The sequence below is a fragment of the Mediterraneibacter glycyrrhizinilyticus genome (genome assembly GCF_015560805.1).
In the GTDB taxonomy this organism is placed as follows: Bacteria; Bacillota; Clostridia; order Lachnospirales; family Lachnospiraceae; genus Schaedlerella; species Schaedlerella glycyrrhizinilytica_A.
This window is the reverse complement of record NZ_JADMSO010000011.1, coordinates 29,392-54,846: the sequence shown is the minus strand read 5'-3', so window position 1 is coordinate 54,846 and position 25,455 is coordinate 29,392. Positions and strand designations below refer to the sequence as shown.

Here is a 25,455-nt window from a genome sequence, read left to right as displayed (position 1 = left end):
TGATTATAAACGCTGCAGGTGTCATTTGCAATCAGATCATAGGCAATCCCTCTTTCCGCTTCGCAAGTTCAAAAATAATTGTCGAATTGTGTAAGTTGGCTGAATCAGCCGGAATGTAATAGATCAATTTCCGGAATCGGAAACAGATAAGAACAGTCTAACATAGAAAGAGCAGAAATTCTATCAAAATGAATAAAAAATACGGATTCATCGAATTTATAAAAACGATGAATCCGGATCGTAGGATGAGCACATCAGTGCACGGAGGTATGAAGTTTTTTATTCGCCCATCTCGCCGAAATCCGACAGATGCAGATCTACCATGCGGATTCCGAAGACGCTTTTCCGTTCGCAGACAACGAGTTCAGCATCAAAATAGGCGAGCTGATATAGTTCCTCCACCACTTCAATATCGGTTTCTGTTCCGTCTTCAAGCCGGACAGTCAGGACATAGTCGGGAGAATCTTCGTCTTCGTCCTGTTCGATCTCCTGAGAAACGATCTCTGCCGGATAATGTTCGGCAGGAGTACATAGCGCAAGATTCAGCCCGTACGCCATTGGATAGGAGAACAGAAGCAGCAGGATAAGGAAAATAAAAGATCCTTCGCCGCGCAGTCTCTTTGGAGTGCGGAAGAAATACAGGATTCCGAACAAAGCACAGATCACAAGCCAGAGCACAAGAAATTTTCCAAAATCAACCACGGTCAATACAACGTCGTTAAATCCATAGAAGAACATTGCGATAAGCCATAGTCCCGGGATCAGGAGCAGTGGGGCGGAAAGATTGGCGTGCATCGAAATCCATTCTTTTGTCGCGCCTTTCGGTTTTCCGTTCAGATTGATGACGGGTGCAAAAATCAAAATGTAGATCAAAAGCGGAAGCGGCGACAGTGCGGACAGGTATACCGTTGAACTGAATTTAAAATCCGTGCGTATATACAGGATGAACGGCAGGACGCTTCCGATGAGCAGGAAAAGTACTGTTAAGATCAGACCGAACCGGATCGGTTTGATATGATCGTGCATCCATGAACGATATTCTTCACGCCATTGTTTCGGTTCTACAATTCCTGCGTCCTGAATCACTTTTTCTTCCATCTGTTTTGTCAGACCGAAAGAAATATCGTGTGTTTCGATCCAATTTACGAGAGCGTCCATGCTCTGCATATTCTTTTCGACAGAGAAAAGTTTTCTTCCGTCTGCATTCAGAAATTGAACCGATCCGTTTACGGAAAGCCGGATCGAAGCGATTTCTTTTGCGGAAAATTCTTTCAGGCGTCCGAAGCTGGTAAGATAACGGACATTTCCATTTTCATAGAGAAAAAGCGCCCGGTTTTTGACTGCAAGAAGCGCCCAGATTCCACACAGGAAAAAGGCGAGTCCGGCAGCGTACAGAACAAGGACAAGCACCAGGTCAAGCGGAGGTACTGCGCATACCGCAAATGCCATAAAGATCAACGCAATGCCGAAGACCCATCCGATGAATCCCACGATCAGGATGGAGGGGCGTTCGCGGATCACCGCCTGCGGACGGGTAAATTCACTTAAGTGTGGCATACCGCAAATAAACAAAGCTACGACGAGAATGACCACCGGAATATGAAGACATACCCCTGTTATAAGGTTAACGAGCGGTATTTCTGAAACGGAAGTCACAAAAAACAGTACGATGACCGCAAGATAGAGAAGAAGCAGGAGTCCGGAAATCCTGCATGCCCATTTGCCGCGTGCCTTGGGAAATGCTGTGGGAAGCGGGGCGGAAGATTCTGCGGCGGATTCTGTACCGAAAGACGGCTCTTCCTGAGAGAATGAGCCGGATTCGGCGTCTTGTTCAGAATCAGATCCCGACTGAGAGTCGGTCTGCGACTCGGCATATGGCTCCGGGATCGCTTCGGTTTCCAGATTATTTTTACAACACGGGCAGTGTGCGACATACTGGATCGCCGGGGAAAATCGAGTGCCGGATATTGGCAGTGCATTTTGACAATGCGGACAAATCCAGTGTTTCTTGATGCAGGCGCGTTGGATCCATGAGATCGGAATCATTGCAAGGGACGGCACGAGCAAAAATAGGATGTAGTGCAGTGTGCTTCCACCGAAAAAGAGCGCGCTTAAGAAAATCAGGACTTCCAAAGTCCCGAGTGCGAAAAGGAGACGCTTCCCATTCTTTTGCAATGCTTCTGAGGCAGAACGATAGGTCGGGTTTCGGCGCAGCTTGTCGCTTTCCGGCTGTGCCGCTGCCGCACCGCCCTCTTTCAAATAAAGAAGAAATGCTTCCATTTGCTCATACAGATCATCGTCATTGGCTATGGTGACTTCCTGTATGGGCTGTCCGTCCTCCTGAAATTCTGTGCGGATACCGTCGGCGAGTATCGTCCCTTTTCCGAATTTGACGGTGAGCTGTCCCGGAACATAGGAAATATGGCAGTCGCCGTAATTTGTCTGGAGACGGTCGCGGAGTTGTTTTAAATTGTTCATAGGCTGTACTCCTTTTGGTGTAATGGTATAGAATGCGATTTCATTTGTATCAAATGATATATACGATATTATCATAAGAGGCGGAGAAAAACTATCTTTGAACGGGTGTTTTTTTGTTCGATTTTTTGTTAAGATAAAAGCTATGAAAAACAGGCAGGAAAAGAGACAGGAAAGCAGGAGAAGAGGATATGGGATTACAGTTTATTTTCGGAAATTCGGGAGCCGGAAAATCGAGTTATTTATATCAGACGGTCATAGAGGAGTCTCTGGAGCATCCGACGGAAAATTATCTGGTGCTTGTGCCGGAGCAGTTTACGATGCAGACGCAGAAAGATCTTTGTATGGCACATCCGAGACATGGGATCATGAATATCGATGTGCTGAGTTTTGTGCGTCTTTCTCATCGTGTATTCGAGGAATTGGGATGTGAGACGAAACAGGTTCTGGATGACGAGGGGAAAAATCTGATTCTGAGGAAAATTGCGGGAAACTATGAAGACGATTTAAAAGTGCTCAAAGGAAATTTGAAAAAACAGGGCTATATTAGTGAAGTGAAATCGGTCATCTCGGAATTTACACAGTATGGCATCGGATTTGACGTGCTGGATACTTTTCTGGAAACACTGGAACCGGAGAGCTATCTGGCGTATAAACTGCGTGATATCCGGAAGTTATATGAGGGATTTGAAGCGTATCTGGCAGACAGGTATATTACAAAAGAAGAGATATTGGATCTTTTGAGCAGTATGGCGGCGAAATCAAAGATCTTAAAAAACAGCGTCGTGGCATTGGATGGATTTACCGGGTTTACACCGGTACAGGTCCGTCTGCTCGGAGAATTGATGAAAGTATGCCGCAAGGTGATCGTGACTGTTATGATCGATCCGAAAGAAGATCCGTTCACATACAGACATCCGTATCAATTGTTTGCGATCAGTAAAGAGATGGTTTTTTCTTTGGTGAAGAAAGCGGAAGAATGCAAGGTTTTGATAGAAGATCCGATTACATTGTGTGAGACACCGACGCCGCGTTTTCGGGAGAATCCGATGATGGGATTTCTGGAAGCGGAATTATTCCGGTATTCGTCTAAGACTTATCCGGTCAGTGGGGATACATCGGATGCGCTGTCGCTCCATGTGGTGCGGAATCCAAAGGAAGAGGCTGCGTTTGTAGCGGCGCAGATCCGGCGGCTTGTACGGGAATCCGGTTATCGTTATCGGGATATTGCGGTAGTGGCAAGTGATCTGAATACTTATGCCGCACATTTGGAAAAGCAGTGTGAGCTTTATGGAGTACCGATCTTTCTCGACTATAAGAAAAGTATTTTGCTCAATGCATTTGTAGAATATGTGCGGAGTCTTCTGGCTATGGCGGAACAGAATTTTTCGTATGAAAGTGCGTTCCGTTTTCTGCGGACCGGGATGAGCGGATTTTCCGGAGACGAAGTGGATCGGATGGAAAATTATGTGATCGCGCTTGGAATCAAAGGCTACAAAAAATGGCAGAGCGCCTGGGTGAGACGATGCGGCGGAGTGGACGAAGAAGCGCTTGCACGTTTGAATCATCTGCGGGTTCAGTTTGTGGAAAAATTAGATCCGCTTGTGACGATTTTGAAGAAAAGAAAGAAAACCGTGCGGGATATTACGATGGCTGTGTATGAATTTCTCGTACAGGAACAGATGCAGGAAAAAGTACATGCGATGGAACTGCGATTTCAGGAAACAGGCGAGCTGGCGCTGGCAAAGGAATATTCACAGATTTACCGGATCGTACTGGAATTATTCGACAAGTTTACCGAACTGCTCGGTGAGGAACCGATTTCGATGAAAGAATATTGTGAGCTTCTGGATGCGGGACTGGAAGAAGCGAAAGTCGGCGTGATCCCGCCGAGTCTCGACCAGGTTGTCGTGGGAGATGTAGAGCGTACGCGTCTGAATCATTTAAAAGTCCTGTTTTTTGTCGGGGCAAACGATACGCTGCTGCCCGGAAATCTGGGGCAGGGAGGTCTTTTATCGGAGCGCGACCGGGCACATTTTTCGGAGAAGAAGATCGCGCTGTCACCGGGGGCGAAAGAAAAAACGTATATTCAGAAATTTTACCTGTATATGAATTTGACGAAACCGTCCGACCGATTGATCCTTTCATGGGCGAAAGCGTCGGGAGACGGAAAGGCGCTTCGCCCGGCTTATCTTGTGCAGGATCTGCGGCGGATGTTTCCGGGGATCGCCGTGCAGGATGAGGATGCGAGGACGTTGTCGGAGCAGGAGCTGACCGGACGTGGTATGGCACAATATCTGGCGGCGGGACTTCGGAACCGGCAGCAGGGGATTTCCGATTCCTGGAAGCAGCTTTACAGTTGGTATCTGTCCGTGGAAGTGGCGGAGAAATCCATCGCAGAACGGGAAACAGAACAGGCAACAGAGTCGGCAGCAGAACCGAGGAAAGATCCGACCACAGAAGCAGTGGAACGGATGGAACCAAGAGAAGCGGGACTTCTGCTTGACGCGGCATTTTACCGGAAAGAGCCGGATCGGCTGAGGGAGGAGACTGCCGGGGCGTTGTTCGGAGATCCGAAACGGGTAAGTGTGACAAGGCTGGAACGATTTGCCGCTTGCGCGTATGCTCATTTCCTGACGTATGGACTGCGGCTTTCCGAGCGGGAGCAGTATCAGTTTGAGGCGATGGATCTGGGGAATATCGCGCACCAGTCGATGGAACGTTTTGCAAGAAAAGCGGATGAGCATCGGACAAAATGGACGGAGATGGATGAAGCTGTGCGAAGCAAACTGATCGATGCGAGCGTAGAGGAAAGTATCCTTGATTATGGAAATACCGTGCTTTACAGCAGCGCCCGAAATGAATACATGATCACGCGGATCAAAAAGCTGATCCGGCGTTCAGTCTGGGCATTGACGAAGCAGATGGAACAGAGTGATTTCCTGCCGAGCGGATATGAACTGCAGTTTGGAAGCGGGAAGATCGACCGGATCGATACTTGCGAGGATGAGAACTGTATTTATGTCAAGGTGACAGATTACAAAACAGGGATGAAGACGTTTGATATTACCGCGTTTTATCATGGTCTGCAGCTGCAGCTTCCGGTTTATCTGAATGCGGCGATGGATCTGGAGGGACGGAAAACGAAAGCAAAAGAGATCGTCCCGGCGGGAATTTTCTATTATCGGATGCAGGATCCGCTTGTGGAAAAGGAGAGGGACGATCAGATTCTGGAGACGAAGATTTTAAAAGAACTGCGGTTGGATGGCCTGGTCAATGCAGAGGAAGAGGTTCTGGCACATTTGGAGAAAAATCTGAGCGGAAATTCGGTACTGATCCCGGTCGGACGTAATAAGGACGGAAGCCTGAGCAAAACTTCCAAAGTTTTGACACAGGGAGAATTCGCAGGATTTCTTCGTTATACAAAAGAAAAAGAACAGGAATTAAAAACAAAGATTTTTGAGGGACATGCCGAGGCTGCGCCTTATGAACTGGGCGGAAGTACGGGATGTGATTACTGTGCATATCGGGATATTTGCGGATTCGATCCAAGACTGGACGGTTATGAATATCGAATCCTGGAGAAACTTTCCCGGGATGAGGTGATCGCGCAGATCTGCAGCCGGGCGCAGAAAATATCTGACCGCGCAGGGGAAGGCTTCGTAAACGAAGTGTGCAAGAATGGAAAGGAGGGGCAGGCATGAGCGTAAAATGGACAGAAGAACAGCAGAAAGTGATCGACCTGCGAAACCGGAATATTCTTGTATCGGCGGCAGCAGGATCGGGTAAAACCGCAGTCCTCGTAGAACGGATCATCCAAATGCTGACGGATCGGGAACATCCGGTGGATGTGGACCGGCTTTTGATCGTGACCTTTACCGAGGCTGCGGCAGCGGAGATGAAAGAACGGATTCGGGAAGCGATCGAAAAAGTGTTGGAGGCAGATCCGGGAAATGCGAATCTGCAGAGACAGGCAACGTTGATCCACAGTGCGCCGATCACGACGATCCACAGTTTCTGTCTGTCGGTGATTCGGGATCATTTTCATGTGATCGATATCGATCCGGGATTCCGGATCGCAGAAGAGGGAGAATTGAAGCTTCTGAAACAGGATGTACTCGAAGAATTATTGGAAGCATGCTATGCAGATGGGGCGGAAGAGTTTCTGGAAATGGCGGAAAAGTTCGGCGGCGGAAGAAACGATAAAAAGCTGGAAGAACAGATTTTAAAGCTGTATGAGTATTCCCGAAGCTATCCGCAGCCAAAACGATGGTTGGAGCAGTGTGCCGAACAGTATAGAAATAATGGAAATGAACCGGAATTTATATTGCAAGCGATGAATCGGATCGGTCAGTATCTGAAAGATATACTGGAAGTCCTGCGGGAGGGAATCCGCATATGCGAAGAACCTGACGGTCCATATATGCAGGCGGATATTTTGGAAGCGGATTTGAAGATGTTGGAGAGAGCGGCGGCAGCCGTTTCATTTTCTGAAATGTATGAACAGCTTTCTTCTTTAAAATGGAAGCGGCTTTCCACGAAGAAAGATGAAAGTGTCTCGCCGGAAAAAAGGGAGCAGATCAAAGCTTTGCGCGGTGAGGTGAAAAAGCTTGTGGGAGACCTTACGGAAGCCTATTTTTACGAAGCGCCTGAGGAGATTTTTAAAGATCTGGAAGATTCCTACAAGACGATGTGTACATTTACGGAACTGGTGAACCGGTTTGCGGATGCATTTGCGGAGAAAAAGCAGAGTAAAAATCTGATCGATTTCGGAGACATGGAACAGTTCGCACTTCGTATTTTAACAGAAGAAGTGGATGGGGAATTGAAGCCGTCCGTGACGGCGAGAGAATATCAGGAGCAGTTTGCCGAAGTGATGATCGATGAGTATCAGGACAGCAACCTGATCCAGGAGGCGATCCTGACAAGTGTATCGACGGTGAGCCGCGGAGACTATAATGTTTTCATGGTCGGGGATGTGAAGCAGAGTATTTACCGGTTCCGGCTTTCCAGACCGGAATTGTTTATGGAGAAATACGACACATACAGTTTGGACGACAGTGTGTGCCAGCGGATCGATCTTCACAAAAATTTCCGGAGCAGGACGGAAGTGCTGGACGGAGCAAATTATATTTTCCGGCGGATCATGCGAAAGGAACTGGGAGGGATCTGCTACGATGATCAGGCGGCTCTTTACCCGGGAGCGGCATTTGAACCGGTGATGCGGAGGGACGGCATATCGGAGTTTGAGGCGGAACTTCTGCTTGTAGATCCGACAGGGGATATGGAAGCAAAAGAACTGGAAGCGCGGATCGTTGCGCATCGTATCCGGGAATTGGTGCAAAATGGTGTGGTGACGGATAAAAAGACCGGAAAGCTTCGGAGGGCGCAGTACAGGGATATTGTGATCCTGACCCGAAGCATCAAAGGCTGGGCGGATGTGTACGCATCGGTGCTTGCTGAGGAGGGGATTCCGGCTTATGCGGGAAGCCGGGAGGGATATTTTGAAACGTATGAGGTCAGCGTTCTTTTGGATTATCTGAAAATTCTGGATAATATGCGGCAGGATCTTCCTCTTGCGGCGGTGCTGACATCTCCGTTTGTGGGACTGAACGCACAGCAGCTGGCAGAGATCAAAACGGCGGCAAAAGCAAAGGCGTGCGAAATGGCAGATGATGAAAAGGCGCATGAAACGGCACATGAAACGGAAGACGATGAAAAAGCATGTGAATCGGGAAATTTCTTTTATGAAGCGGTACATCGTGCGGCAGAAGAACATACCGGAGAAATCGGCGCGAAACTTCGGAAATTTTACCGGCAGGTTGAACGTTTCCGGGAAATGATCCCTTATACGCCGATCCATGAATTGTTGTGGCGGATTTTGGAGGAGACCGGATATGGACTTTATATCAGCGCAATGCCGGGCGGAGAACAGCGGGCGGCAAATGTGGAGATGCTCGTGGAGAAAGCTGCGGTGTTTGAGGGAACAAGTTATAAAGGTCTGTTTCATTTTGTGCGGTATATTGAACAATTGCGGAAGTATGACGTGGATTACGGGGAGGCAAATATTGCCGATGAACAGGCGGATACGGTGCGGATCATGAGTATCCATAAGAGTAAAGGTCTGGAATTTCCGGTCGTGTTTGTGGCAGGAATGGGAAAACGCTTTAATATGATGGACATCACAGGAAATCTGATCATCCATCCGGAGTGGGGCGTGGGGATCGATACGGTCGATCTGGAAAGGAGGACGAAGATCCCGACACTTCTGAAAAAAGTGATCCAGCAGGAAGTAAAGCTGGAAACTCTTGGGGAAGAACTGCGCGTGCTTTATGTGGCGCTGACCCGTGCGAAAGAAAAACTGATCATGGTAGGAACTGTTGATGAAAAGACTGCGGAATATGTATGTAAGATGCAGGAAACGGAACAGGAACAGCCGGGGAAAGCGGGATATGAACAGCCATGGAAAACGGAACAGGAGATCACACCGCTTTCTTTCCATCAGCTTACGAAAGCCAGATCGTATATGGACTGGGTGACGGCGGCGGTTCTCGGAGAAGAGACGCCAATCAAGGTGGAGGTTGCATCGCTTTGGGATGTGGAACTGGAAAATCATGCAGAGGAAAAAGGCGATGAGATCGCACGGGATGTATTGGAACATTGGAACACGGAGACCGTTTATGATGAAGAACTTCGGAAACATCTGGAAGAGCAGGGCTCTTTTTCTTATCCGTATCGGGAAGAACAGAAAATGCAGTTGAAATTTACCGTATCGGAATTGAAAAAGCATGCGTATCTGAAAGAAGAAAGCGGAGAAATCTTGTACGAGGAACCGGAAATGGTTCCGCTGATCCCGAAATTTATGCAGGAAACCGAAGAATTAAAGGGCGCGTCTAGAGGAAGCGCTTACCATAAAGTGCTGGAACTGCTGGATTTTTCTGAGGAATATAAGGAAGAAACATTCGGCGTACAGCTTGGAGAACAGATCCGGCGATTTCAGGAAGAGGGACGGCTGTCGAAAGAAATGGCAGACTGCATCCGACTACCGGATATTCTGCGGTTTTTGAACAGCGGAGCCGGAAAAAGGATGCGGGCGGCAGCGAGAGCAGGATGCCTCTGGAGAGAGCAGCCGTTTGTGCTTGGAGTTCCGGCATCAGAGATCTATCCGGAGATCCAAAGTGAGGAAATGATCCTTGTGCAGGGGATCATCGACGTTTGTTTTGAAGAAAACGGAGAACTGGTCGTGCTGGATTATAAGACGGACCGGGTGCGTAAGGCGGAGGAACTGCGGGAAAAATATCATGCGCAGCTGGATTATTATGCGGAGGCTTTGGAACAGCTTTTAAAGAAACCGGTCAAAGAGAAGATCATTTATTCCTTTACACTGCGGGAGGAAATCAGATGTTAGTGTTTTATTTTGTGTTTCTCAATCTGTTTACATTTTTTCTGTTTGCGGAAGATAAGAAACGGGCGAGAAAAGAAATGTGGCGCATTCCGGAGCGTACGCTGCTTTTGTTTGCATTATTCGGCGGATCTGTCGGCGCGCTTGCAGGAATGTATCTGTGCCGACATAAGACAAGGAAGTGGAAATTCCGGATCGGTGTGCCGGTGATGCTGGCAGGGCAGATCATGCTGGGGGCGGTTGTGCAGATGAAAAAAATGGGAATGTGGTGAAGATAGGAGGGAGTCGGAGTGATCTGACTCTCTTTTCTTGTATAGGCAACGAGCCAAAGTCCGGGCTTGCCCGAGACCTTGGCGACTGCTTACAATCCCGGAATGTGTCTTTTGGCACTTCCGGTGATTAAGAAAATCTTTGGATTTTCTTTCAAATTTTTGTGTTGACAAACAATATTATACAACATATAATATAGACAAATAAATAATATTAATGAGGTTACAATATTGTAAAGGGGTGATTCAATGGTTTTTAATACCGGAGCAGCGCTTTTGGACGCCATTGTGCTGGCGGTCGTGTCACGGGAAAAAGACGGAACCTACGGATATAAGATCACACAGGATGTACGAAAGGCGATCGATGTATCGGAGTCGACATTATATCCGGTTTTGAGAAGACTTCAAAAAGATGAATGTCTGGAAGTTTATGACATGCAGTTCGACGGAAGAAACCGACGATATTATAAAGTGACAGAAAAAGGAATGGCACAGTTGAATTTATATAAGATTGAGTGGAAGAATTATTCTAAGAAGATTCGAGATATTTTTGAGGGAGGTGTTGCTGAATGAATCGGATCGAATTTATGGATCAGCTGAAAGACTTGCTCCGTGAGATTTCAGCAGAAGAGCGAGAGGAAGCATTACAGTATTATGAAGATTATTTTGCAGATGCGGGAGAGGAACATGAGGCGGAGGTGATCCGGGAACTGGGAAGCCCGCAGAAAGTAGCTGCTACGATCAAAGCAGATCTGAAATGCGGAAGTACCGACGCCGGACTATTTACAGAATGCGGATATGAAGATGAACGCTTTACCGCAAAGGCAACGCCGGCGAAGAGAAGCGATGGGGATGAAAAGCAGGAAAGTAAGCAGGAGAGCGAAAGCGGATACCGATACAATCGAGGAACAGAAGCAGAAAGAAACGGACAGGAGAAGAGCGGTTATACTTACAGGAATCCGGATCCGCAGGAGCAGAAGAAGCCTGCAACAAGTCTCGGACTTAAGATTTTGTTGATCATTCTGATCATTTTGATCGGAATCCCGGTTGTGATCCCGATCGGAATCGCACTGATCTGTCTTGTGATCTCACTGGTAATTGCTGCATATGCATTTTTTGCAGGTTTGGTACTCGGAGCAGCTGGGATTTTGATCGCAGGGATCGCGGTAACTGCGATCGGAGTAATGTTGTTTACAGTAGCCGTTCCGGCGGCGCTTCTGACAACGGGAACGGGCGTATTGGTCACAGTGGTAGGATTGATCGCAACTGTGGCAACCGTGAAACTTTGTATCGTGATGTATCCGGCAATGTTCCGTATGATCGTGAACATTTGCAGGATGCCGTTTCATAGAAGAAAGGTGGTGTCTTAATATATGAAGAAAGGCTGGAAGATTTTTTGGATCATTTGTGCAAGCCTGACCGGGATCGGTGCGGCGCTTTGTATCGGCGGAGCTGTGATGGGAGCAGATTTTTATGAGGTAGAAGCAGCGCTTAATACACGTTCCGGGTGGGGATGGATAGATGAGAACGAATATTATGATGACGACGACTATGACGATTATGCAGAAACGGAATACTGTGACGGAACAAGACAGAATGCGCCGCAGCAGGCGGAGGAAAGTATGACGTTTTCGGGAATTAAAGAATTGGATGTGGATGTCAATTATCTGAAAGTCTGGATCCGGGAGAGTGAGGAAAGTGAAGTGAGAACAGAACTTTCCAATATCCCGGGAGATATGACGGATAATCTGCTGCTTTATCAGGAGGGCGCGGAACTCAATGTGGAGATTCGCGGTCAGAACGAATGGACAAAAAGGATGAAAAATTTTGAAGAAGATGCGACACTTACAATCTGGATTCCGAAAGATACCAAGTTGTATTCTGCTTCGATTGCCTGTGGCGCCGGAGAACTTTTGGTAGACAATATTCAGGCGACAGAACTGGAATTGGAAATCGGAGCAGGCTTTGCAGAAGTGGCGAATTTTACAGTAGATCAGTTGGATGTCAGTTGTGAGGTTGGAGAAGTAAGTCTTTTTGGAACTGCAATGCAGGAGAGTCAGATTGAGTGTGGAATTGGCGCGGTTGGATATCAGGCTGTTGGCTCAAAGGGTGACTACTATTATGATATTGAATGTGGTGCAGGAACGATCACCATCGGCGAGGAAGAATTCAGTGGTATATCCACAGAAAAAATGCAGGCGGGAGCCGGAAGTAAGATGGATGTGGAATGCAGTATCGGTACTGTGACAATTACATTTACAGAATAAGAAGAGGTGTATATAATTATGAAGAAACTATTTCGTTCAAGAGAAAACAGAATGATCTGTGGTGTATGCGGAGGTGTCGCGGAGTATTTTAATATCGATCCGACGCTGGTACGGCTCGGCTGGGTGCTTGTTGCAGCATGCAGTTTCGGAACAGGGATCATTGCATATTTTGTCGCGGCAATCATTATGCCGGATGCATGAATTTCTTATAATTCCAGAAACAGTGTTGACAAATCCTTTTTTGCCCGATATGATAGTCTTTAGTTGATTTTTCAATACAGCAAAAGACAAAGTGGTAGTGAGGAAGAGGAGTACACATACTCTGTCTGTCAGAGAGAGTTGTCCATCGGCTGAAAGGCAGCTTCAGAATCAGGATTGTGGAAGGTAGCTTCTGAACCGGACAGTCGAACCGAAAGCGTGGGAATCAGGAAGAACCCGGCAGAGGATGAGGTTGTTTCGTGGTGGTTTACGTTACAGAACCAAGAGTGACAAAAAAGGTGGTACCGCGGATATGTTTCGCCCTTTGCAGCAATGCAAAGGGCTTTTTCTTTTGAAAATGTGAAAAAAGAGTGAAGAAGACAAAAAAGCGGGGGAATTTGTAAAGGAGGCACTATGAATAAAGAATTGGCAAAAACTTACAATCCAAAAGAGATTGAAGAAAAATTGTATGAGAAATGGTGTGAAAATAAATATTTTCACGCGGAGGTAGACCGCAGCAAGAAACCGTTTACAACGGTGATGCCACCTCCGAATATTACAGGAAAGCTGCATATGGGACATGCGCTCGACAACACATTGCAGGACATTTTGATCCGCTATAAGAGAATGGAGGGGTACAATGCACTTTGGATCCCGGGAACGGACCATGCGGCGATCTCAACGGAAGTAAAAGTAACGAACCAGCTCAAAGAAGAGGGAATCGATAAGAAAGAACTGGGACGCGAGAGATTTTTGGAGCGTACATGGCAGTGGAAAGAGGAGTACGCGGGAACGATCGAGGGACAGCTGAAAAAGCTGGGCGTTTCCTGTGACTGGGACAGAGAGCGTTTCACGATGGACGAGGGCTGTTCCAAAGCGGTAGAAGAAGTGTTCATCAAGCTGTATGAAAAAGGATATATTTACAAAGGATCCCGGATCATCAACTGGTGTCCGGTCTGCAAGACGTCCCTGTCCGACGCGGAAGTAGAGCACGAGGAACAGGACGGACATTTCTGGCATATCAAATATCCGATCGTCGGAACAGACCGTTTCCTTGAGATCGCGACGACACGTCCGGAGACGATGCTCGGGGATTCCGCGATCGCAGTACATCCGGATGACGAGCGGTATAAAGATATTGTAGGCAAGACGGTTCTGCTTCCGCTTGTAAACAAAGAGATTCCGGTTGTTGCGGATTATTATGTAGACAAAGAATTCGGAACCGGAGCCGTGAAGATCACGCCGGCACATGACCCGAATGACTTTGAGGTTGGAAAACGCCACAATCTGCCGGAGATCAACATCATGAACGATGATGCGACGATCAATGAAAAGGGCGGAAAATATGCGGGAATGGATCGTTATGAAGCGAGAAAAGCGATCGTCAAAGATCTGGAAGAACAAGGATACCTTGTGAAAGTAGAACCGCATTCCCATAATGTAGGAACGCATGACCGCTGTGGTACGACTGTGGAACCGCTGATCAAACAGCAGTGGTTTGTAAAGATGGAAGAACTGGCGAAACCGGCGATCGAGGCATTAAAGAGTGGGGAATTGAAATTCGTGCCGGAGCGTTTTGACAAGATTTATCTGCACTGGCTGGAAAATATCAAAGACTGGTGTATTTCCCGTCAGATCTGGTGGGGACACCGGATCCCGGCATATTACTGTGACGAGTGCGGCGAATTTGTTGTGGCAAGAGAAATGCCGGAGAAATGCCCGCACTGCGGATGCACGCATTTTACACAGGATGAGGATACGTTGGATACATGGTTCAGTTCTGCGCTGTGGCCGTTCTCCACATTGGGATGGCCGGAAAATACAGAAGAGTTGGACTACTTCTATCCGACAGACGTACTTGTAACCGGATATGACATCATTTTCTTCTGGGTGATCCGTATGGTATTCTCCGGACTGGAACATACCGGAAAAACGCCGTTCCACACCGTATTGATCCACGGGCTTGTCCGGGATTCTCAGGGGCGCAAGATGAGCAAATCTTTAGGAAACGGGATCGATCCGCTGGAGATCATCGACCAGTACGGCGCGGATGCACTGCGTCTGACGCTTGTAACCGGAAATGCGCCGGGAAATGATATGCGCTTCTACAACGAACGTGTGGAGGCAAGCCGTAACTTTGCCAACAAAGTATGGAATGCGTCCAGATTTATTCTGATGAATATGAAAGAAGAGGGCGTGACGAAGCCGGATGCGTCGCTTCTGACAACAGCGGACAAATGGATCCTCTCCAGAGTCAATACGTTGGCAAAAGATGTGACGGAGAATATGGACAAATATGAGCTCGGGATCGCGGTACAGAAAGTATATGATTTTGTATGGGATGAGTTCTGCGACTGGTATGTGGAGATGGCAAAATATCGTATCTATCACGCGGAAGAGAATCCGGAAGCTGCAAACTGTGCGCTCTGGGTACTGAAAACGGTTCTCGGCAATGCGCTTAAGCTTCTGCATCCGTTCATGCCGTTTATCACAGAGGAAATCTACGGAGCGCTTGTTCCGGAAGAGGAATCTTTGATGATGTCCTCCTGGCCGGTTTACAAAGACGAGTGGAATTTCCCGGCAGACGAGACAGCCGTAGAGCATATTAAAGATATCACAAGAGGCATCCGGAATATGCGCGCGGAGATGAATGTGCCGAACAACCGCCGGACAAAAGTATTTGTCATCAGTGAAGATGCAGAGCTGCTTGCCGGTGTGGATGCGATGAAAGATTCGGTTCTTCCGCTGATGCTCGCAAATGAGATCGTAGCGGATAACGAGAAAAAGGATGTTGCCGAAGACGCGGTATCGATCGTTGTTCCGGGAGCGACTGTTTATCTGCCGCTTGAGGACTTGGTTGACTTTGAGCAGGAACTGGAACGTCTGAAAAAAGAAGAAGAAAAACTGACAAAAGAGATCGCGCGCGCCAAAGGAATGCTTTCCAATGAGCGGTTTGTCAGCAAAGCGCCGGAGGCAAAGGTACAGGAAGAGAAAGAGAAGTTAGAAAAATATACGCAGATGCTTGCGAATGTACAGGAGCGGATGAAAGGACTTGCGCGGTAGTCTTTAGAAAAACAAAAAGAGTTTTGCAGGGGGCGGAACCGGAAGATTAGAGAGCGGCTCCCACAGTTTTTGGTGGGAGCCATTAGAAAAGAGAGGTTACTGATGAAGCAGTTTCATATAAAGAAACCGAATGTCAAAGGTTTTTTTCAAAAAATGAGACAGATGGATAAGGAAACGATGAAAGCTGCATGGCAGGCGAAGAAAGAGCGGAGAGCCCGGATCTTGGAACAGCGGCGAAACAGCCGGTTTGCAAAGAAAATGCAGCCGGTTTACCGTTTTATGAACCGGACGTCTCTGATTTTTCACTATTTGCTGGCATGTGTGCTGAACTTTTTTATAGAAGTGATTTCAAGACATTCCCTGTTTGAAGCCTGGGATTATATGGTAGGAACGCCGAAAGTATTTCTGTTCAATGCATTTTTGATCTTTGCAACATTTTCAATCGTGTATCTTGTGAAGCGGCGTGTATTTGCCCGGATCCTGCTCAGTGTGTTCTGGCTGTTTTTAGGAGCGTGCAACGGATATTTGCTGATGAAGCGTGTAACACCGTTTAACGCGCAGGATCTCAAAGTACTTTCGGACGCATTGTCTTTGACCGGAAATTATTTTAATACGGTGGAGTTGATCCTGCTGATCGTCGGGATCGCGGCGGTCGTACTCTGGGTGATTTCGATGTGGCGGAGAGGCGGACAGTATACCGGAAAGATCCATCGTGTGATCGCGCTTTGCGGTGTGGCTGTCTCGGTGTTTGCTTACGTTGCGCTGACTGACATTGCGATCGATAAACGTGTCATCTCCAATTATTTCGGAAATATCGCGTTTGCATATGAAGATTACGGATTCCCGTACTGTTTTACCGCCAGTCTGTTCAATACCGGAATTTCCGAACCGGTCGGATACAGTGAGGAGACGATGGCAAAGATCGGCAATGACGGCGCGATCACAGTCAATGAAACCGGAAGAAGCGAGGAAGAACTGCCGAACATTTTATTTGTGCAGCTGGAATCCTATTTCGATCCGACAGAAGTGGAATGGCTGCAGTTCTCGGAAGATCCGATCCCGAACTTACGGGAAATGTACAGCAAATATTCCAGCGGATATTTCAAAGTACCGTCGGTCGGAGCAGGAACCGCGAATACCGAGTTTGAAGTATTGACAGGCATGAGCATGCGATTCTTCGGTCCGGGTGAATATCCGTACAAGACGTATGGAAAGACGAAAGTGATCGAGAGCGCGGCGTCGGCGCTTGGCTCCCTTGGATATGGGACGGAGGCGCTGCACAACAACGGCGGTAATTTTTACAGCCGTGCACAGGTATTCAACCATATGGGATTCGATCATTATACAAGCAAAGAGTTTATGAACATCCTGCGGATGACGCCGAAAGGATGGGCGACCGACGACGTGTTGATCCCGAATATCCTGGATTCGATGGATACGACCGAGGGACAGGATTTCGTGTTTACGATCAGCGTGCAGGGGCACGGTGATTATCCGACGGAGCCGACCTTGGAAAATCCGACGATCAAAGTGGACGGCGTGGAGGACGAGGGCAAACGCAATGCGTGGGAATATTATGTAAATGAAGTCTACGAGATGGACAAATTTGCAGGAGACCTCGTGGCGGCACTGGAAGAACGCGGAGAGCCGACCGTCGTCGTATTTTACGGGGATCACCTGCCGACGATGGATCTGGAAGCGAAAGATCTGAAGAGCCGGTATCTCTACAACACCAATTATGTGATCTGGGATAACATCGGTCTGGAAAAGAAAGACGGCAATTATGCGGCATATCAGATCATGGCGGAAGTATTTGAACGGCTGGATATTCATGCGGGAACGGTATTCAACTACCATCAGACCCGCCACCAGACGAAAAATTATCTGGCGGATCTGGAACTTCTGCAGTATGACATTTTGTATGGCGATCAGTATATTTATGAGGAAAACGGAAAACCGATCACCGAGGGGCATATGGTCATGGGCGTGAACGACACGATCATTACCGATCTCGTGGAGCAGGCAGACGGAACGTACAGTATTTACGGTGAAAACTTCACGAAGCAGACAAAAGTCTATATCAATGGAGAGAAGCAGCCGACGTCATTCTTAAATAATACGAGAGTGGATCTGAAGAAGTCCGAATTAAAGGACGGCGATATTGTGATGGCGGCTCAGGTCGGATCGAGCAATACGATCTTTCGGACTTCGGTGGAATTTGAATACAACGACGGCACATTGACGGAACTTCCGGCGGATCCGGATGCGGTGGAGACCGGAAGAAATGCATTTGCAGAGGCGAAAGAATAATGGAGTATCGAGAGGCAGTCAATTATATTCTGGAAATTCCAAAGTTTACAAAAAAGAATAAACCGGAGCATACAAAAGATTTTCTTTCCTATCTGGGAAATCCGGAGAGAAACTTAAAAGTGATCCATGTGGCCGGAACGAACGGGAAAGGCTCGGTGTGTACTTATCTGGATGCGATGCTCCGTGCGGAAGGGAAGAGAGTGGGATTGTTCACCTCTCCCCATCTTGTAAAGCCAAATGAGCGGATCGTGATAGACGGGGAGGAATGTTCGGATGAGCAGTTCCTTTCCGTTTTTGAAAAGGTGATGGATGTGGTGCGGGTGATGGAAGCGGACGGGCTTTTTCACCCGACATTTTTTGAGTTTTTATTTGGAATGGCAGTGACGGCGTTTGCGGATGCAGGCGTCGAGTATGCTGTGTTGGAGACCGGACTCGGCGGCAGGCTGGATGCCACCAATGCGGTGGAAGCGCCGGTATGTTCCGTGATCACCTCGATCGGATGGGATCACATGGCGCTGCTTGGCAATACACTGGAAGAGATCGCGGCGGAAAAAGCAGGGATCTTAAAACCGGACACACCGCTTTTCTTTTTTGAAAATGGAAACGGAAGCGATACCGTGATCGAAAACCGTGCGGAAACACTTGGGATTTCCTGTAAAAAAATCGGGAAAAATGCGTTCAAAATTCTCGGAATCGAACAGAAACGTATTGCATTTTCCTGTGTGAGTGCGTATTATGAAGATATTATCTGGAGTCTTCATAACACCGGGATCTACCAGCCGGAGAACGCGATGCTTGCGTTGGAAGTGATGCGGATGCTCTTCGGTGAAGATGGGAAGAAAGAACGCTGGAGAAAGGCGCTGGATGATGTAGTCTGGGCAGGACGGATGGAAGAAGTACTGCCGGACGTCTTTGTAGACGGAGCACATAATTTAAGTGCAGTGGAACGGTTTGCCCAGAGCCTTGAAGCGCTGGATCAGTGCGGAAACGGGCAGGATGCAGCCGGACGGATGCTTTTATTTTCCGCCGTGGAAGATAAAGATTACGAGGAAATGATCGCATGTTTGTGCAAAAGAGTACAGGCGGATGTGTACATTGTGACGCAGATCACCGACAGCCGGGCTGCCGGACTGGACAGGCTTTGTGAGACATTCCGCAAATATACAGAACAGCCGGTTCTGATGTTTGAAACACTGGAGACGGCGTGGAATTATCTGCTGGAGAATCAGGGAGGACGGAGCATTTATTGTCTCGGATCTCTTTATCTGGCGGGGATGATCGAAGAACTGATCCAAGAAAGGGGGTCTTTAGGATGCTGGATTATGAAGAAGAACTGAAGAAATTCAAACCGAGCTTGGAAGTGGAAGATATTGAGGATGCCGTTTATCAGGAGGATCTGTCGGACATGACGGATCTGCTGAAACAGGTGATGGATCAGAACAATAAGTAACGAAAAAGTGACGTTGGAAAGATTACGGTGGGTATAAATGGATTATACAAAGAAGATCATGCACCAGTCGAATTACTGGTACAATGATGGATTGGGAAAGGCAAAGATCCGCGATATGTCGGGGGCGATCGTATCCCTCCGGCGGAGTCTGCAGTATAACAGGGGAAATATTGCGGCAAGAAATCTTCTCGGACTTGTCTATTATGGAAGAGGAGAAGTCGCGGAAGCGCTTGTGGAGTGGATCATCAGTAAGAATTTAAGACCGCGGGATAATATTGCAAATGAATATATCCAGCGGATCCAGGATGCGTCGGGCGAACTGGAAGTGATCAACCAGGCGGTGAAAAAATACAATCAGTGTCTCGCTTACTGTGAGCAGAACGGGGAAGATCTTGCGTTGATCCAGCTAAAGCGCGTGATCACGGATCATCCGACGTTTTTGAAAGCTTATCAGCTTCTTGCGCTTCTTTATTTACATACGGAACAGTATGCAAAAGCGCGTCAGGTTTTGAAATCGGCGCGTAAGCTGGACACGACAAATGATCTGACGCTGCGCTATATGCATGAGTTGGCGCAGAACAGAGGACAGAAAGCGCGGAAACAAGAGACGAAGAAAAAGAGCAGAGCCGTCGAGTACAGTCTCGGCAATGAAACGATCATACAGCCGGCGCAGAATGCGATGAAGCTGCTGGCAGGAAAGTTTACCGTGATCAACATTCTGATCGGAACGCTGATCGGCGCGGCAGTCGTGTGGTTTCTGATCGCACCGGCAGTGCAGGAGAAGAAGAATGACGAGACGAACAAGCAGGTGATCGAGTCCAGCGAGCGGATCAATGCTCTGGAAGCGCAGGTCAGCGCTCAGACAAGGATGCTGGATCAATACCGGGCAGCCGGAGCAGATACCGAGGCGGACGCGCAGAATGCGGCGACGACGGCAGACAGCTATGAGAATCTGATGGCGGCGGTCGAACAGTACGAATCAGAAAGCTATACGGAAGATGTGATCGCAGATACGATGGTGCTGATCAATCGGGATACGCTGGGGGCGTCGGGGCAGGCGAAATATGATGAACTTGCAGCGGCAATTTTCCCGGCGGCGTGTCAGACCAAGTATGAGACAGGAGTAGCGGCATTGAATGCGGCAAATTATGAGGGCGCGATCGAAAACCTGTCAAAAGTTGTGCAGATGGATGCCAACTATGACACCGGCGGCGCGCTTTTGAATCTCGGACTGGCATATATGAGAAGCGGAGATTCGGCGACGGCAACGACGTATCTGCAGCAATGTTATGAACAGTTTGCGGACAGCGAATATGCGGCGGAAGCGAAGACGAATCTGGACGCGATCGCGCAGGCGGCAGTGGAGGGCGCGGTAGCGCCGGAACAGCCTGCACAATAAAAACGGAAAAACAAAAAAGAAATCAAGAAGAAATTCAAAAAGAAATTACGAAAGAAAAGGATGCATCCGGAAGCGGGGATGCATCCTTTTCTTTTGCAAAAACGGAGGGAGAATATCATGAAATATCAGGTACAGGAAAACTGCCTGACCATTTTCCTGCCAAGGGAGGTGGATCATCACCATGCCGAGGAAATCCGTAAAAATGCGGACATGGTGATCGAGAAAAATCATATCAAATATGTAATTTTTGATTTTGAGAGAACCGAATTTATGGACAGTTCCGGGATCGGGGCGATCATGGGAAGATATCGGCTGATCCGGCTTGTGGACGGGGAAGTATGGGCGGTCCACACGTCCATGCGGATCAAAAAAATACTGACGTTGTCAGGCGTGACAAGAATAATGCAGATCTATGAGGAGGAACAGAGATGAGAGACACCAATGAAATGGAAGTGATTTTTGACAGCCGTTCGGAAAATGAGGGATTTGCCAGAGTTGCGGTTGCGGCGTTTCTGACACAGCTGAATCCGACGGTGGAAGAGGTATCGGATGTAAAAACGGCGGTATCGGAAGCTGTGACCAATTCGATCATCCACGGATACGAGGGCGATATCCGGAAAATCTCGATCCGGTGCAGGATCCGGGAAAATACATTGATCGTGCGGATCCGGGACGAGGGATGCGGCATGGAAAATGTGGAACAGGCGATGCTTCCGATGTTCACAACGAAGCCGGATCTGGATCGATCCGGAATGGGGTTTGCGTTTATGGAGGCGTTTATGGACCGCATCGAGGTGGAGTCGGAGCCGGGAGTCGGGACCACGGTGACAATGGAAAAAACAATCGGAAAAGGAAGGAACATATGGACCACACAATCGATCTGATCAGGAAGTCGCACGCAGGGGATAAAGAGGCGAGAGAACGATTGGTGGAAGAAAACGTAGGTCTGATCTGGTGCGTTGTCAAACGATTTGCAGGGAGAGGAACGGAAGCCGAAGATCTGTTTCAGATCGGAAGCATCGGTTTGCTGAAAGCGATCGACAAATTTGACTTGTCATACGACGTGAAATTTTCAACGTATGCAGTTCCGATGATCACCGGGGAGATCAAACGTTTTTTGAGAGACGACGGGATGATCAAGGTGAGCCGTTCGCTGAAAGAATTGTCCTACAAGGCATATCTGAAGCAGGAAGAATTACAGGAAAAAAACGGACGGGATCCGACGATCGAAGAATTGGCGGAGGCGCTTTCGGTATCGACGGAAGATCTGACAATGGCGATGGAGGCGAGCGGAGATATTGAATCTCTGCAGAAATCGATTTATCAAAAAGACGGACAGGAGATCCGGCTGATGGACAAGCTGCCTGGGGAAAAGCGGGAGGAAGAGCGGATTTTGGATCATCTTCTGCTGAACGACCTGCTCAATACGCTTGGATCCAAGGAGCGGAAGATCATTTATCTGCGGTATTTTGCAAATCATACGCAGAGCCAGATCGGAAAAGTGCTCGGTATTTCCCAAGTGCAGGTGTCGAGAATGGAAAAGCAGATCCTGAAAAAAATGCGGGAAAACGTATAATGCCGGTTTCTTTTTCAGATACTAATGGAAAATATAGAAAAAGAAAGTTGAGGTACAGTCGCATGGAAGAGGGAAAGAAGAAAATCAGGATCTGTCTGATTACAATGGTGCTTGCCGCAGTGGTCATCGGCATTTTTTATTATTACTATCATGAGGGGGATGCGGTTTCCGGAAGTGAGGGAACTCTGATCCGGCGACCGGAGGTGGCGTCTTATGTCGTCTAACCCGGATACGCTCTATATCAAGGGAGAGCGCGATGTTGAAGTGACAAAACGGGAGGTGACGCTTGGGGATATATTGTCATTTGAATGCAGCAACAAAGCGCTGATCCCCAAAGTGAAAGCACTGAAGATTCTGAAAATACCGGAAAATGGGCAGAAACGTTATGTGATCTCGATCTTAAAAATTATTGCCTGTATTCATGCGCAGTATCCGGGGGTGGAGATCCGGAATTTGGGAGAAAGTGATCTGATCGTTACTTATGAAAATCAGAAGACGCCGGGGATGGCGGTGCATCTGTTCAAAACTGCATTTGTCGTTGTGCTGACGTTTATGGGAGCGGCATTTTCGATCATGGCATTTAATAACGATGTGTCAGTGCCCAAGCTGTTTGATCAGATTTATCAGTGGGTAACCGGAATAAAACCGGATGGGATCACGATCATGGAGATCAGTTATTCGATCGGCATCAGTATCGGAATCCTTGTCTTTTTCAATCATTTCGGAAAGAAACGGTTCAGTGTCGATCCGACGCCGATGGAAGTGCAGATGCGTCTCTATGAGAATGATATTCAGACAACATTGGTGGAAGATGCTTCGAGAAAGGAGGAAGAGCTGGATGTGGGCAGAGCAAATCATCCTGGCGGTCATCGGGCTTAGTTCCGGAGCTGTAGTGGCAGGGGGATTGTTTGCATTTTTGATCGAGCTGGGTGTGATCGCGGATTTTGCAGACCGGACGCATACGGCGGATCACCTTCTTCTATATGAAGATGCGGCAGCGCTTGGCGGAATTGTTGGAAATCTGTTCTTTTTGTTCCATGTTCCGGTTCCGTTTGGACGGTGGCTGCTGCCGCTGTTCGGACTGCTCGCGGGGATGTTTGTCGGCTGCTGGTCGATGGCGTTGGCGGAGATCTTAAATGTATTACCGATTTTTGTGAGACGGTTGAAAATTGTGCGCTATATTTCCGCATTTATACTCAGCATGGCGCTCGGAAGAGGAGTGGGAGCAGTGCTGTATTTCTTTAAAAACTGGTAGCGCCGAGGAATAAGGGGCGGTTATCCTGTATATATTGACATCAGTAAAAGGAACAGAAAAAATAACGGGAGAGGCATCAGACCACTCCCGTTATTTTTCCGATCCAGTAGAGAAGACCAAGCACGCTGCTTGTAACGATCCCGTACAGGATGACCGGACCGGCGATCGTGAAGATCTTGCAGCCGATTCCGAAAACCTGCCCCTCTTTTTTGTATTCGATCGCAGGTGCTGCGACGGAGTTGGCGAATCCGGTGATCGGAACAAGCGCGCCTGCTCCGCCCCATTTTGCGATACGGGGATAAAGGTTCATACCGGTCAGGATCACGCTTGCAAGGATCAGGAGCAGAGAAGTCCAGCCGCTGCACGCGTCTTTGGACAGGCTTTGAAGCTCACAGTAATTGTAGATCGCCTGCCCGATGGTACAGATGATACCGCCTGTCAAAAATGCTTTCAGCATGTTTGCCCATACATTATGTTTCGGCGTCTTCTGAGTTACATACTCTTCATACTGCTTTTCTTGTTTCATTTTTTCAAGATTGTCCATAAAGAAATCACCTCAAAGGTAGTATCCGGAAAAATCAGAGAAATATACATAGACTGTGCGGGAAGCCATATCCCGATATCCATGGGGCGGTCATTGTGCAAAGCGGCGCGCAAAGCATCGGAGGACGGAAGAGCAGGTATAAAAATTTCCTGCGGAAGTCATACTAAATGATAGCCGGAAGAAGCAATGCGGAAGTTACGCAGAAGAAACGCGGAAGAAACGGGGGAAGATCATGAATCAGAAAAGTCAGAGTATTGCATTTGAGAAAGCGCCGTTTTTGATCGGGGCGGCGTCGGTTGCCGGAAGCAAGGAAGCGGAGGGACCGCTTGGAAAATTATTTGATATGACGAATCAGGACGATCTGTTCGGTGCGAAAACGTGGGAGGAAGCGGAAAGCAATATGCAGAGGGAAGCCTGTATACTTGCACTTGGAAAGGCGCATAAGAAGCCGGAGGACGTCCGATTTTTGTTCGGCGGAGATCTGCTCCGTCAGGGGATCGCCACATCCATGGGAATTGAAGCACTCCATATTCCGATGTTCGGCTTGTACGGAGCATGCTCCACGTCGGGAGAGGCGCTTGCGCTTGCAGCGATGAGTGCGGCGGCGGGATACGGAGACTGTATGCTGGCAGTGACGTCCAGTCATTTCGGAAGCGCGGAGAAAGAATTTCGTTTTCCACTTGGATACGCATCCCAGCGCCCGCTTTCCGCACACTGGACGGTAACGGGAAGCGGCGCATTTCTCGTCGGGACGGAGAAAAGCCATGTGCGGATCAGCGGCGTTACGGTGGGAAAGATCGTGGATTACGGATTAAAGGACTCCCAGAATATGGGAGCCTGTATGGCGCCGGCAGCGATGGATACGATCGCGCAGAATTTCAAAGATTTCGGAAGGACGGCGTCGGATTATGACCGGATCGTCACCGGAGACCTTGGATATGTGGGGCAGGATATTTTGTTCGATCTGCTGGAACAGAAAGGCTATGACATTCAGACGAAACATGTGGACTGCGGCATGACGATCTTCGATCAGAAGAGTCAGGATACCCATGCAGGCGGCAGCGGATGCGGATGTGCGGCAGTGACGCTGTCCTCGTATATTTTGCCGAAGATCCGGAAAGGGGAATGGAAGCGCGTCTTGTTCGTGCCGACCGGAGCGCTGATGTCTACGGTCAGTTTTAACGAGGGGGCGAGCGTTCCGGGGATCGCCCACGGGATCGTGCTGGAACACGTCAACTGACCGGTCG

At 48.3% G+C, this 25,455-nt stretch carries 21 protein-coding genes; 19 read left to right on the top strand and 2 right to left on the bottom strand.

The window, feature by feature from the left end:
* Window positions 1–279 precede the first annotated feature (279 nt).
* Window positions 280–2,478 (bottom strand): hypothetical protein, encoded by a 2,199-nt coding sequence (locus I2H87_RS11115; protein ID WP_009268894.1) that lies wholly within the window; start codon window positions 2,476–2,478, stop codon window positions 280–282.
* 188 nt (window positions 2,479–2,666) lie between these two features.
* Between I2H87_RS11115 and I2H87_RS11110 the strand changes: the two genes are divergently transcribed.
* From I2H87_RS11110 to I2H87_RS11030, 18 genes are all read left to right on the top strand, one after another.
* Window positions 2,667–6,179, top strand: a complete 3,513-nt coding sequence (locus I2H87_RS11110) for a PD-(D/E)XK nuclease family protein (protein WP_195609989.1) — start codon at window positions 2,667–2,669, stop codon at window positions 6,177–6,179.
* On the top strand, window positions 6,176–9,883 hold the full coding sequence (gene addA, locus I2H87_RS11105) for a helicase-exonuclease AddAB subunit AddA (RefSeq protein ID WP_195609986.1): 3,708 nt from the start codon (window positions 6,176–6,178) through the stop codon (window positions 9,881–9,883). The genes I2H87_RS11110 and addA overlap by 4 nt, the downstream gene beginning before the upstream one ends.
* Window positions 9,877–10,149: a DUF1294 domain-containing protein gene (locus tag I2H87_RS11100; RefSeq protein WP_022151650.1), complete on the top strand. Its 273-nt coding sequence runs from the start codon at window positions 9,877–9,879 to the stop codon at window positions 10,147–10,149. Before addA ends, I2H87_RS11100 begins: the two co-directional genes overlap by 7 nt.
* A gap of 246 nt (window positions 10,150–10,395) precedes the next feature.
* Window positions 10,396–10,719: a PadR family transcriptional regulator gene (locus tag I2H87_RS11095; protein ID WP_009268890.1), complete on the top strand. Its 324-nt coding sequence runs from the start codon at window positions 10,396–10,398 to the stop codon at window positions 10,717–10,719.
* Complete coding sequence (locus I2H87_RS11090; protein ID WP_195609984.1) at window positions 10,716–11,516, top strand: DUF1700 domain-containing protein; 801 nt, start codon at window positions 10,716–10,718, stop codon at window positions 11,514–11,516. Before I2H87_RS11095 ends, I2H87_RS11090 begins: the two co-directional genes overlap by 4 nt.
* 3 nt (window positions 11,517–11,519) lie before the next feature.
* Window positions 11,520–12,413 (top strand): DUF4097 family beta strand repeat-containing protein, encoded by an 894-nt coding sequence (locus I2H87_RS11085; RefSeq protein ID WP_022151652.1) that lies wholly within the window; start codon window positions 11,520–11,522, stop codon window positions 12,411–12,413.
* Window positions 12,414–12,431: 18 nt separating this feature from the next.
* A complete protein-coding gene (locus tag I2H87_RS11080; protein ID WP_009268887.1) occupies window positions 12,432–12,614 on the top strand; it encodes a PspC domain-containing protein in 183 nt (60 codons plus the stop codon).
* A 411-nt stretch (window positions 12,615–13,025) separates the two neighbouring features.
* On the top strand, window positions 13,026–15,674 hold the full coding sequence (locus I2H87_RS11075) for a valine--tRNA ligase (RefSeq protein WP_195609982.1): 2,649 nt from the start codon (window positions 13,026–13,028) through the stop codon (window positions 15,672–15,674).
* A 102-nt stretch (window positions 15,675–15,776) separates the two neighbouring features.
* Window positions 15,777–17,984 carry an LTA synthase family protein gene (locus I2H87_RS11070; RefSeq protein WP_009268885.1) on the top strand — a complete coding sequence of 736 codons (2,208 nt, stop codon included), beginning with the start codon at window positions 15,777–15,779 and terminating at the stop codon, window positions 17,982–17,984.
* Complete coding sequence (locus I2H87_RS11065) at window positions 17,984–19,321, top strand: bifunctional folylpolyglutamate synthase/dihydrofolate synthase (RefSeq protein ID WP_195609980.1); 1,338 nt, start codon at window positions 17,984–17,986, stop codon at window positions 19,319–19,321. Before I2H87_RS11070 ends, I2H87_RS11065 begins: the two co-directional genes overlap by 1 nt.
* Window positions 19,297–19,434: a hypothetical protein gene (locus I2H87_RS11060; protein ID WP_009268883.1), complete on the top strand. Its 138-nt coding sequence runs from the start codon at window positions 19,297–19,299 to the stop codon at window positions 19,432–19,434. Before I2H87_RS11065 ends, I2H87_RS11060 begins: the two co-directional genes overlap by 25 nt.
* A 37-nt stretch (window positions 19,435–19,471) precedes the next feature.
* Complete coding sequence (locus I2H87_RS11055; protein ID WP_009268882.1) at window positions 19,472–20,833, top strand: tetratricopeptide repeat protein; 1,362 nt, start codon at window positions 19,472–19,474, stop codon at window positions 20,831–20,833.
* A 117-nt stretch (window positions 20,834–20,950) separates the two neighbouring features.
* Complete coding sequence (locus I2H87_RS11050) at window positions 20,951–21,265, top strand: STAS domain-containing protein (RefSeq protein WP_009268881.1); 315 nt, start codon at window positions 20,951–20,953, stop codon at window positions 21,263–21,265.
* The gene (gene spoIIAB, locus I2H87_RS13840; protein ID WP_009268880.1) at window positions 21,262–21,717 is read left to right on the top strand and encodes an anti-sigma F factor; all 456 of its coding nucleotides are present in this window, start codon (window positions 21,262–21,264) and stop codon (window positions 21,715–21,717) included. Before I2H87_RS11050 ends, spoIIAB begins: the two co-directional genes overlap by 4 nt.
* A complete protein-coding gene (gene sigF, locus I2H87_RS11045) occupies window positions 21,696–22,409 on the top strand; it encodes an RNA polymerase sporulation sigma factor SigF (protein ID WP_009268879.1) in 714 nt (237 codons plus the stop codon). Before spoIIAB ends, sigF begins: the two co-directional genes overlap by 22 nt.
* A 62-nt stretch (window positions 22,410–22,471) precedes the next feature.
* Complete coding sequence (locus I2H87_RS11040; RefSeq protein ID WP_009268878.1) at window positions 22,472–22,633, top strand: hypothetical protein; 162 nt, start codon at window positions 22,472–22,474, stop codon at window positions 22,631–22,633.
* On the top strand, window positions 22,623–23,288 hold the full coding sequence (locus I2H87_RS11035) for a stage V sporulation protein AA (protein WP_195609977.1): 666 nt from the start codon (window positions 22,623–22,625) through the stop codon (window positions 23,286–23,288). Before I2H87_RS11040 ends, I2H87_RS11035 begins: the two co-directional genes overlap by 11 nt.
* Window positions 23,248–23,664 carry a stage V sporulation protein AB gene (locus I2H87_RS11030; protein WP_022152279.1) on the top strand — a complete coding sequence of 139 codons (417 nt, stop codon included), beginning with the start codon at window positions 23,248–23,250 and terminating at the stop codon, window positions 23,662–23,664. The genes I2H87_RS11035 and I2H87_RS11030 overlap by 41 nt, the downstream gene beginning before the upstream one ends.
* A 76-nt stretch (window positions 23,665–23,740) precedes the next feature.
* Here I2H87_RS11030 and I2H87_RS11025 read toward each other — a convergent pair whose 3' ends face one another.
* A complete protein-coding gene (locus tag I2H87_RS11025) occupies window positions 23,741–24,208 on the bottom strand; it encodes a SpoVA/SpoVAEb family sporulation membrane protein (RefSeq protein ID WP_022152280.1) in 468 nt (155 codons plus the stop codon).
* Window positions 24,209–24,440: 232 nt separating this feature from the next.
* On the opposite strand from I2H87_RS11025, the gene I2H87_RS11020 reads away from it, so the two are divergent.
* Entirely contained in the window at window positions 24,441–25,448 is a 1,008-nt protein-coding gene (locus I2H87_RS11020) for a stage V sporulation protein AD (protein WP_195609975.1), read from the top strand.
* Window positions 25,449–25,455 lie beyond the last annotated feature (7 nt).

What these genes read in the sequence shown, in the direction of transcription:
- I2H87_RS11050 (WP_009268881.1), top strand. Translation starts at nt 20,951, where the DNA reads ATGAAATATCAGGTACAGGAAAACTGCCTGACCATTTTCCTGCCAAGG.
- I2H87_RS11025 (WP_022152280.1), bottom strand. Translation starts at nt 24,208, where the DNA reads ATGGACAATCTTGAAAAAATGAAACAAGAAAAGCAGTATGAAGAGTAT.
- I2H87_RS11090 (WP_195609984.1), top strand. Translation starts at nt 10,716, where the DNA reads ATGAATCGGATCGAATTTATGGATCAGCTGAAAGACTTGCTCCGTGAG.
- I2H87_RS11060 (WP_009268883.1), top strand. Translation starts at nt 19,297, where the DNA reads ATGCTGGATTATGAAGAAGAACTGAAGAAATTCAAACCGAGCTTGGAA.
- I2H87_RS11080 (WP_009268887.1), top strand. Translation starts at nt 12,432, where the DNA reads ATGAAGAAACTATTTCGTTCAAGAGAAAACAGAATGATCTGTGGTGTA.
- I2H87_RS11115 (WP_009268894.1), bottom strand. Translation starts at nt 2,478, where the DNA reads ATGAACAATTTAAAACAACTCCGCGACCGTCTCCAGACAAATTACGGC.
- I2H87_RS11020 (WP_195609975.1), top strand. Translation starts at nt 24,441, where the DNA reads ATGAATCAGAAAAGTCAGAGTATTGCATTTGAGAAAGCGCCGTTTTTG.
- I2H87_RS11085 (WP_022151652.1), top strand. Translation starts at nt 11,520, where the DNA reads ATGAAGAAAGGCTGGAAGATTTTTTGGATCATTTGTGCAAGCCTGACC.
- I2H87_RS11035 (WP_195609977.1), top strand. Translation starts at nt 22,623, where the DNA reads ATGTCGTCTAACCCGGATACGCTCTATATCAAGGGAGAGCGCGATGTT.
- I2H87_RS11055 (WP_009268882.1), top strand. Translation starts at nt 19,472, where the DNA reads ATGGATTATACAAAGAAGATCATGCACCAGTCGAATTACTGGTACAAT.
- I2H87_RS11095 (WP_009268890.1), top strand. Translation starts at nt 10,396, where the DNA reads ATGGTTTTTAATACCGGAGCAGCGCTTTTGGACGCCATTGTGCTGGCG.
- I2H87_RS11040 (WP_009268878.1), top strand. Translation starts at nt 22,472, where the DNA reads ATGGAAGAGGGAAAGAAGAAAATCAGGATCTGTCTGATTACAATGGTG.
- addA (WP_195609986.1), top strand. Translation starts at nt 6,176, where the DNA reads ATGAGCGTAAAATGGACAGAAGAACAGCAGAAAGTGATCGACCTGCGA.
- I2H87_RS11075 (WP_195609982.1), top strand. Translation starts at nt 13,026, where the DNA reads ATGAATAAAGAATTGGCAAAAACTTACAATCCAAAAGAGATTGAAGAA.
- I2H87_RS11100 (WP_022151650.1), top strand. Translation starts at nt 9,877, where the DNA reads ATGTTAGTGTTTTATTTTGTGTTTCTCAATCTGTTTACATTTTTTCTG.
- I2H87_RS11110 (WP_195609989.1), top strand. Translation starts at nt 2,667, where the DNA reads ATGGGATTACAGTTTATTTTCGGAAATTCGGGAGCCGGAAAATCGAGT.
- I2H87_RS11030 (WP_022152279.1), top strand. Translation starts at nt 23,248, where the DNA reads ATGTGGGCAGAGCAAATCATCCTGGCGGTCATCGGGCTTAGTTCCGGA.
- I2H87_RS11070 (WP_009268885.1), top strand. Translation starts at nt 15,777, where the DNA reads ATGAAGCAGTTTCATATAAAGAAACCGAATGTCAAAGGTTTTTTTCAA.
- spoIIAB (WP_009268880.1), top strand. Translation starts at nt 21,262, where the DNA reads ATGAGAGACACCAATGAAATGGAAGTGATTTTTGACAGCCGTTCGGAA.
- I2H87_RS11065 (WP_195609980.1), top strand. Translation starts at nt 17,984, where the DNA reads ATGGAGTATCGAGAGGCAGTCAATTATATTCTGGAAATTCCAAAGTTT.
- sigF (WP_009268879.1), top strand. Translation starts at nt 21,696, where the DNA reads ATGGACCACACAATCGATCTGATCAGGAAGTCGCACGCAGGGGATAAA.